Source organism: Kibdelosporangium aridum (assembly GCF_900176515.1).
Taxonomy (GTDB): Bacteria; Actinomycetota; Actinomycetes; order Mycobacteriales; family Pseudonocardiaceae; genus Kibdelosporangium; species Kibdelosporangium aridum.
Genome location: NZ_FWXV01000003.1, coordinates 1,017,313 through 1,025,121, shown reverse-complemented (window position 1 = coordinate 1,025,121; position 7,809 = coordinate 1,017,313). Strand labels below are relative to the sequence as shown.

8 protein-coding genes and 1 pseudogene are annotated in these 7,809 nt (G+C 67.1%); 5 read left to right on the top strand and 4 right to left on the bottom strand.

The window, feature by feature from the left end:
• A pseudogene (locus tag B9C43_RS55730) lies at nucleotides 1-162 on the top strand (flavodoxin-dependent (E)-4-hydroxy-3-methylbut-2-enyl-diphosphate synthase); the annotation flags it as partial.
• A gap of 1 nt (nucleotide 163) precedes the next feature.
• Here the strand turns inward: B9C43_RS55730 and B9C43_RS23740 are convergent.
• Together B9C43_RS23740 and B9C43_RS23735 are read right to left on the bottom strand one after the other, a co-directional pair.
• On the bottom strand, nucleotides 164-328 hold the full coding sequence (locus B9C43_RS23740) for a DUF397 domain-containing protein (RefSeq protein WP_084429045.1): 165 nt from the start codon (nucleotides 326-328) through the stop codon (nucleotides 164-166).
• A complete protein-coding gene (locus B9C43_RS23735; protein ID WP_160096653.1) occupies nucleotides 328-1,146 on the bottom strand; it encodes a helix-turn-helix domain-containing protein in 819 nt (272 codons plus the stop codon). The genes B9C43_RS23740 and B9C43_RS23735 overlap by 1 nt, the downstream gene beginning before the upstream one ends.
• Nucleotides 1,147-1,401: 255 nt before the next feature.
• On the opposite strand from B9C43_RS23735, the gene B9C43_RS23730 reads away from it, so the two are divergent.
• The 3 genes from B9C43_RS23730 to map are packed head-to-tail and all read left to right on the top strand — an operon-like array spanning nucleotide 1,402 to nucleotide 4,956.
• Entirely contained in the window at nucleotides 1,402-2,256 is an 855-nt protein-coding gene (locus B9C43_RS23730) for a GNAT family N-acetyltransferase (protein ID WP_033393280.1), read from the top strand.
• Between the two features lie 36 nt (nucleotides 2,257-2,292).
• On the top strand, nucleotides 2,293-4,086 hold the full coding sequence (locus B9C43_RS23725; protein WP_327222952.1) for a penicillin-binding transpeptidase domain-containing protein: 1,794 nt from the start codon (nucleotides 2,293-2,295) through the stop codon (nucleotides 4,084-4,086).
• A gap of 9 nt (nucleotides 4,087-4,095) precedes the next feature.
• Nucleotides 4,096-4,956 carry a type I methionyl aminopeptidase gene (map, locus tag B9C43_RS23720; protein WP_033393282.1) on the top strand — a complete coding sequence of 287 codons (861 nt, stop codon included), beginning with the start codon at nucleotides 4,096-4,098 and terminating at the stop codon, nucleotides 4,954-4,956.
• On the opposite strand, the gene B9C43_RS23715 is transcribed toward map, so the two are convergent.
• Both B9C43_RS23715 and B9C43_RS23710 read right to left on the bottom strand, forming a co-directional pair.
• Entirely contained in the window at nucleotides 4,943-6,136 is a 1,194-nt protein-coding gene (locus B9C43_RS23715; RefSeq protein ID WP_084429041.1) for a glycosyltransferase, read from the bottom strand. The genes map and B9C43_RS23715 overlap by 14 nt on opposite strands.
• A 111-nt stretch (nucleotides 6,137-6,247) precedes the next feature.
• Nucleotides 6,248-6,901 (bottom strand): TetR/AcrR family transcriptional regulator, encoded by a 654-nt coding sequence (locus tag B9C43_RS23710; RefSeq protein WP_084429224.1) that lies wholly within the window; start codon nucleotides 6,899-6,901, stop codon nucleotides 6,248-6,250.
• Nucleotides 6,902-6,991: 90 nt separating this feature from the next.
• Between B9C43_RS23710 and B9C43_RS23705 the strand changes: the two genes are divergently transcribed.
• Nucleotides 6,992-7,759 carry an SDR family NAD(P)-dependent oxidoreductase gene (locus B9C43_RS23705; RefSeq protein WP_084429039.1) on the top strand — a complete coding sequence of 256 codons (768 nt, stop codon included), beginning with the start codon at nucleotides 6,992-6,994 and terminating at the stop codon, nucleotides 7,757-7,759.
• Nucleotides 7,760-7,809: the final 50 nt, after the last annotated feature.

The window sequence follows — 7,809 nt, the reverse complement described above, 5'->3', positions numbered from 1 at the left end:
GTGGCCTCAGGGAATGGCAAGGGCCAGATCTTTGTGAAGGGCAAGGTCATCAAGACCGTGCCGGAACACCAGATCGTCGAGACGCTGATCGAAGAGGCGATGAGGATCGCCGAGGACATGGAGCCGGTGGACGGGACGTCGCCGGTCGTCTCGGTGTCCTGAGCTACCGCTTGAGCGAAGCCAGGAACGTTGCTAACGAGGTCCGGGGCACGGACAACGTGACCGAAGGGTTCTTCGAGTCCCGGACCTCATCCAAAGTGGAGACGAGCTCAACGCAGTTGGACTCGCCCTCGGACTGGCTCGGCTTCCGCCAGCAGTTGTCCGCCATCAGGTCATGTTCCTGCGAAGGATGCTTCCAGATTCCCGATCGTTGGCGGCAACGTTCTCCCAAAGGTGCTCGAACGCGCTCAGGTACGTGTCAACTTCGTCTTCGTTATGGATGTATGTCGCTTCGGTGAGGCCTTCGAGGTAGACCCGGGTGAGCTCCGCCGGGTCCGCGACACGAACGATGCGAAACCCGACTCCGAGAGCTCTGTGCGCACCCGCCACGAACGGAATGACCCGGATCGACACGTGCGGCAGTCGCGCAGCCACTTCCCGTAGATGTCCCACTTGCTCACGCATCACGGCCGGCCCACCCACTTGCTGGTGGATGGCGGCCTCACCGAGCAGGATCCTCACCTCCGGCGGATCGGCTCGCATGAGGATCGCCTGCCGCCCCATCCGATCCCTGACCCGCTCCTCGAGTTGGCCGCGCGGAGATGTCGACAGCAGGGCTCTCGCGTAGGCGGCGGTTTGCACAAGCCCAGGGACCAACATGTCGTCGAAGACAGAGATCTCGACCGCCTGGCGCTCAAAGTTGATGTAGGACTGGGCGAAGTCGGCGACGTGTGCGGGCTTCGTTCTCTTCCTCGCGGCTATGGCGAGTTCTCGTAGCCATTCTCGGTCACTGGCTGTAGCGCCGTAGAACTCCGCGAGCTTCTCCGCTTCCGCCGGCACGATGCCGCGGCCGCTGACCTCCACACGGCTCGCCTTGCCGTCGTACCAATCCATGAGGTCTTCCACCTCTGTGAGCTGTTTGCCAGCTCGCTGGCGGAGATCGCGCAGGAACGACCCCAGTGCGACCCGCTGAGGGTTGTCCGTCACCAATGTTCCTCCAGAGGTCGCGTTCCCGGACATCATCCACTGACTGTCCGTGACCACCACATCCGGCCCATTGCGTGATCACTAATATGCGATCGCAAGTTACCGAGTGCTGCCAACCTCGCCCAGCCTGAGGACGCCTTGATGTCCGTCCGAAGCATCCCCGGCACCACACCGCACCTCGTGTGGGCGGGCCCAGAGCCGGCTCCTGCCGACTAGGACTCCTCGATTTCGGGTTCCATCTGGCACGCTTAGTAGGTGCTTCGGATGGCTTCCGCGCGGTTACTCGATGAACGAGACGGCATGGCGGTGCGGGCCGTGCTGGCCGCCGATCCGGTCGCGTGCTGCATGGTGGCAGCCCGTGTCGAGGCTGCTGGGCTCGACGCCTGGCGGCTGGGCGGCGAACTGTGGGGAGCCGACGTGCGGCCGATGCGCAACGGCCGCCTTGACGGCTTGTGCTACGTCGGACCGAACCTGATTCCGTTGCGTGGCAACAAAGCCGCTCTGCGGTGCTTCGCTGACCGGGCGCTGCGGCGCCGGCGGATGTGCTCGTCCCTCGTCGGCCCGGCCGAGCAGGTCCTCGGGATGTGGGCCGAGCTCGAGACCGAATGGGGCCCGCCCCGGGAAGTCCGTCCTGAGCAGCCGCTGATGGCCATCAACGGCTCGCCTCTCGTGCAGCCAGATCCGCTGGTTCGCCCGGTTCGCCCGGATGAGCTCGACCGCTACCTCCCCGCCGCGATCGCGATGTTCATCGAAGAGGTCGGCGTCGATCCCCGCGTCGGTGACGGCGGTGCCGGGTACCGCGCGCGCGTCGCCGAGCTGATCGCCGGTGGCCGGGCGTTCGCCCGGTTCGAGGGCGGCGAGGTTGTCTTCAAGGCCGAGATCGGGGCGCTTTCCAAGTCCGTCGGGCAGATCCAGGGCGTCTGGGTGCATCCCGACCGGCGCGGCGGCGGCCTGGGCACGGCCGGGACCGCGGCCGTGGTGGAACGCCTGGTCAAAGGCATGGGACGGACCGCGAGCCTGTACGTCAACTCGTACAACGCCCCGGCCCGGGCGGCCTACACGCGGATCGGCTTCACCCAAGTCGGGTGTTATGCCACGGTGCTGTTTTAACGAAAACTGTCGGACCCCTCGGGCATACTGCGGCGAGTGAGACGAACCGGGGTTGTCGCGGCACTTCTACTGGTCCTGCCCGTCGCCGGGTGCGGGTTGTTCGGATCAGACCCGAGTGCCGAGGACATCGCAGGCGAGTTTCTGACGGCATTGGCCAACGGCGACACCGCGGGGGCGGCTGGCCGTACCGATGCGGCTGACTCAGCCAAGAAGCTGCTTGACAACATCCGTGGCGCGCTCAAGCCCGCGGGCATAAAGACCGAGGTCACCGGGTCGACCGAGATGGAGGACAAGTCGGCCAGGGTGCGCTTCAAGGCCGATTGGGACCTGGGGCGCGACCGGCACTGGACGTACGACGGGGAGATGGAAGTACGGCCGGACAACGACTCTTGGCGCGTGCACTGGGAACCGTCCGTGGTGCATCCCAAGCTCGGTGCGCAGCAAACCATTGGCGTGCGCGACAAAGAGGCCGTGCAGGCGCCCGTGCTCGACCGCGATGGCGCGCCGCTGATGGCACCGGAAAGAGTGGTGTCCGTTCTGCTGGATCCCGCCAAGGCAGGCGATGTGCCCGCGGTGGCCGCGGCGCTGGCAGCCGAGGCGAGCAAGCTGGATCCGGCGATCACGCAACAGTCGATCATGGACGGGGTGGCCAAGACGCCCAAGGGCCAGTCCTACACCGTGGTGTCGTTGCGGGACGCGGACTACCAGACAGCCAAGGCCGCGATCTACGAACTGCCCGGAGTCCGGTTCACCACGTCGACGCGACTGCTTTCGGTTGACCGGAACCTCGCCGCCCAACTGCTGCCGAGCATCCGCAAACAGGTCGAGAGCCAGGTCTCCGGCAAGCCCGGGTTCCGGGTGGTGACGCTCAACGCGGCCGGTGGCGAGGTCGAGGAGATCTTCGTCAAGGACGCCGAGGCAGGCACGGCGGCGAACGTCACGCTCAGCCGCAAGATCCAGACCGCTGCCGAGGCGGCGATCGACGGTATCCCGCAGGCGACCGCTCTCGTGGCGATGAAGCCGTCGTCAGGGGAGTTGCTCGCGGTGGCCCAGAACGCGCCTGCCGACGCACAGGGCGCGATCGCGTTGACCGGCCGCTTCCCACCGGGATCGACATTCAAGATGGTCACGGCCGGGGCCGCTTTGCAGGCCGGGACCGTGCAGGCGAACACGCCTTCGCCATGCCCGGGCAAGACCGTCATCGGGCCGCGTGAGATCCCGAACTCCGGAGGGTTCGACAAGGGCACGATCCCGCTGCACTCGGCGTTCGCGTTCTCGTGCAACACGACGTTCGCCAAGCTCGCGGCGGACATGCAGCCGGACACGCTGACCAATGCGGCGCGCCAGTTCGGACTGGGCGTGGACTACGTCATCCCTGGCATCACCACGATCACCGGGTCGGTGCCACCTGCCCAGGACAAGACCGAGCGGGCCGAGGACGGCTTCGGCCAGGGCAAGGTCCTCGCGTCGCCGTTCGGTGTCGCCGTCGTGGCTTCCACGGTGGCAAGCGGAACTGTGCCGAAGGCCACTCTGTACCGGGACACCCCGACAAAGATGGACACACCGCCCCAACCGCTGCCCGCGCCCGTCCTCGACGCCCTGCGCGACATGATGCGTGAGGGCGTCACCAACAACTCGGGACATGGCATCACGCAGCTCCCTGACGTGCGCGGCAAGACCGGGACCGCGCAATTCGGCGACGGCACGCACTCCCACGGCTGGTTCGCCGGGTACCAGGGCGACTTGGCGTTCGCCGTGCTGATCGTCGACGCCGGTTCCTCCGCCCCGGCCCTTGACGCGACTGACCGGTTCCTCCGTGCGATCTCATAGAGTTGAGACATGCCCGTACGTGCCCCGCTGACTGCCGGCGAACAGAGCCCGCGCCGTCCAGTCCCAGTCACCATCGCCAGGCCTGAGTACGTCGACAAGCCCGCCCCGGCGCGCAACACCGAGCCGACGTACGTACAGAGCCCCGAGGTGATCGAGGCCATGCGGGTGGCAGGCCGGATCGCCGCGCAAGCACTGCAGGAGGGCGGCAAGGCCGTCAAGCCGGGCGCCACGACCGACGACGTCGACGCCGTCGTGCACGAGTTCCTGCTCGACCACGGCGCCTACCCGTCGACCCTCGGCTACCGCAACTTCCCGAAGTCGTGCTGCACCTCGCTGAACGAGGTGATCTGCCACGGCATCCCGGACTCGACCGTGATCGAGGACGGTGACATCGTCAACATCGACGTGACGGCGTTCATCGGCGGCGTGCACGGCGACACCAACGCCACGTTCCTCGCGGGCGAGGTCGCTGAGGAGAACCGTCTCCTGGTCGAACGCACCCACGAGGCCACCATGCGCGCCATCAAGGCTGTCCGGCCCGGACGGGCCCTGAACGTGATCGGCCGCGTCATCGAGGCGTACGCCAAGCGCTTCGGCTACGGCGTCGTCCGTGACTTCACCGGTCACGGCATCGGCCGGTCCTTCCACAGCGGCCTGGTGATCCTGCACTACGACGAGCCGTCGGTGCAGACCGAGATCGAGCCGGGGATGACGTTCACCATCGAGCCGATGATCACCCTCGGCGGCATCGACTACGACATCTGGGACGACGGCTGGACCGTGACCACGAAGGACAAGAGCTGGACCGCCCAGTTCGAGCACACCATCGTGGTCACCGACTCCGGCGCGGAGATCCTCACCCTGCCGTAGCGCCGAGCAGCATCTTCGCGGCCACCTCCGCGCCGTCGGTGCGGATCGCGCCTGCGACCTCGGTCGCTCGTGCACGGGTCTCGGCGGTCAAGGCTGTCTTGACCGCGGCTGACACGGACTCGGAGGTGGGATCCTCGAGTGCCACGCCGATACCCAGGTCAGCGACCCGGCTGGCCCAGTACGGCTGGTCTGCCAGCTGCGGGATCACCACCTGCGGCGCGCCGGCCCGTGTGGCGGTCGTCGTGGTGCCCGCGCCGCCGTGGTGCACGACGGCGGCCACCCGCCTGAACAGTGCCTGATGATTGACCTCGCCGACGAAGAAGCAGTCGTCCTGGTCGTCGATCCCCGTCGAGCTGTGGGAGACCAGTGCGCGGCGGCCCTGCGCGCGGATCGCCTCGATGGCCAGCTGGACGGTGTCTGCCGACGCGTGCATGTGCATGGTGCTGAAGGCCACGAACACCGGCGGCGTGCCCGCGTTGATGAACGCCTCCACGTCGGACGGAAGTGAGCGGGTGTCGGGCTCGATCCACGCGCCGGTCTGCACGACCTCGAAGTCCGGCGTCTCCTCCCAGGGGTCCAGCACCGGGTCGGTCGCCAGCCACGGCCTGTCGCCGAGGACGTAGCCGCGAACGTCGGCCACCGGTGGCAAGCCGTTCGCCGTCCGGTTGATGTTGAGCGCCTCGCCGAAGAGTTCGTTGTTGCTTTGGGCGTCCAGGTCCCACAGCACCCGGTTGTCCGTCACACCCTGCGGGAACGGCCTGCCCGGATACGCCAGCGGCCGACGGTGTGGCGAAGGCAGGGTGAGCTGCTGGAAGGTCACGGACACCGCGCGCAGGCCCAGTTTCTCGGCCACCGACAACGCACCTGCCGCAGCAGGCACCATGCCGGTCGCCACCAGCACGTCACACCCATCCGCCGCTGCGGCGACGGCCTCGAACTGGTTGGCGATCAGGTCGGCGGCGCGTTGGCTGAAAGAGGACACCGGCGGCGCCGAAGCTGTCAGCGCGCTCGCCGAAGGGCCGACAGGCACGAACGGCACGCCGACATCGGCCATCCGCTGTGCGAAGTCCGGCGGGGCGCACATCCGCACTTCCGCGCCGAGTTCACGCAGCCGCAAAGCGAGCGCCACCAAAGGTTCGACGTCCCCTCGTGACCCGTACGTCGACATCAACACGCGCACTGAGCGACTCCCATTTCCGCAGGTTCTGGCTTGAGATCGGTGATTCTGCGGCATCGCCGGGGTCTTGCCGCAAGCCCCCGGGTGCGATATACGTTGGGAGTGGAAAGGTGATCACCTTCCCTTTCGTTGTCCTTTGTGGACCGTTGGGAAGCCTTGTGCGGCGATGTGCAGCGCTTCGGTCACCACTGATTCCATCGAATTCGGCGCTCCGCTGGTGGATGCGTAGTACTCCACGGCCGCCCGCAACGCGGCGTTGATCATCGCGGCCTGCACGGTGACGGTCAGGTCTGGTTCGGGCAACCCGGCGCGCTGCGCGAGCGCCTCAGCGAACACCGGCTCGGCCTCGCGATGGGCTTCCAGCCACACCGCGCGCAGCCCAGCTTCGGTCTTGGTCAGCCGCACCAGGTTCAGCATCGCCGTCCGGACGTCGGCGGACTCGCGGTAATCCGACTGCATCATGGCCAGCAGTTCCGCCACGCCCTGATCGCTGCGCCATGACCGCAAATGACGCGCGGTGTGCTCGATCCCGCCGGTCAGCAGGGGCATCACGCAGCTGTCCTTGGTCGGGAAGTACCGCCACAGCGTGCGCGAGGAGATGCCTGCCTCCGCCGCGATGTCCTCGGCGGACGTTTCGGCGACCCCTTTGGCGAGGAAGAGGCGGACCGCGGCGCGCGCGACTTCCAGCCGGGTCTCGGCCTTGCGCCGTTCGGTGAGCGGCGGCCGTCCTGTCCGCCCTGGTGAACGGCTCTGTTGCGGGTTGAGCATGACACCTCCGTGCCGGGTTCGGATCATACTACTTTTTGTCATTCGCTGACTATGTGGCGCTGACTGACAAAAAGTCGGTACGGTGGGTCCATGACACAGAGCAGTGGTCTTGATGGCAGCAGCGTCGTCGTCACCGGCGCGGGTTCGGGGATCGGGCGGGCCGCGGCCCGACAATTCGCCCAGGTGGGCGCGAAGGTGGTGGTGGCCGACGTCAACGCCGATGCCGCCAAGGCTGTTGTCGAGGAGATCACCGCGGCTGGTGGCACCGCGGTGGCGGTGGCCGGTGATCTGAGCGACCTCGCGGTGGCCGAGGAAGTGGTCGCGACCGCCGTGAGTGCTTTCGGCGGCCTGGATGTGCTGGTGAACAACGCCGGGATCATGGACTCGATGGCCGCGGCTGCGGATGTCACCGATGCCGAATGGGACCGCGTCCTCGCCGTCAACCTGACCGCGCCGTTCCTGCTCACTCGGGCCGCGCTGCCGCACATGCTCGCCAAAGGCAAGGGCGCCATCGTCAACACCACTTCTGAAGCGGCATTGCGCGGCAGTGCCGCCGGAGCCGCGTACACCGCGTCCAAGCACGGCCTCGTCGGGCTGACGCGTTCCGTCGCAGTCATGTACCGCGACGCGGGTATCCGCGCCAACGCCATCGCACCCGGCGGAACCCAGACCGGCATCACCGTCAACGCCGATCCCGAAGGGCGTGGGCCGCAAACTGTCGCGCGGTACATGGCCAACATGGGCCGTGTCGCGGATGCCGAGGAACAGGCCGCCGCCATCGTTTTCCTTGCCTCGGACGCCGCCTCGAACATCACCGGCGTCATCCTGCCTGTCGACAACGGCTGGGCCGCGGTCTAAGAACTCCATAGACACAGAACTCCATACGCACAAAAGAAAGGCCGACCCTG

Coding starts and splice junctions, on each gene's coding strand:
- B9C43_RS23740 (WP_084429045.1), bottom strand. CDS start 328: ATGGCGGACAACTGCTGGCGGAAGCCGAGCCAGTCCGAGGGCGAGTCC.
- map (WP_033393282.1), top strand. CDS start 4,096: ATGCCCGTACGTGCCCCGCTGACTGCCGGCGAACAGAGCCCGCGCCGT.
- B9C43_RS23710 (WP_084429224.1), bottom strand. CDS start 6,901: ATGCTCAACCCGCAACAGAGCCGTTCACCAGGGCGGACAGGACGGCCG.
- B9C43_RS23705 (WP_084429039.1), top strand. CDS start 6,992: ATGACACAGAGCAGTGGTCTTGATGGCAGCAGCGTCGTCGTCACCGGC.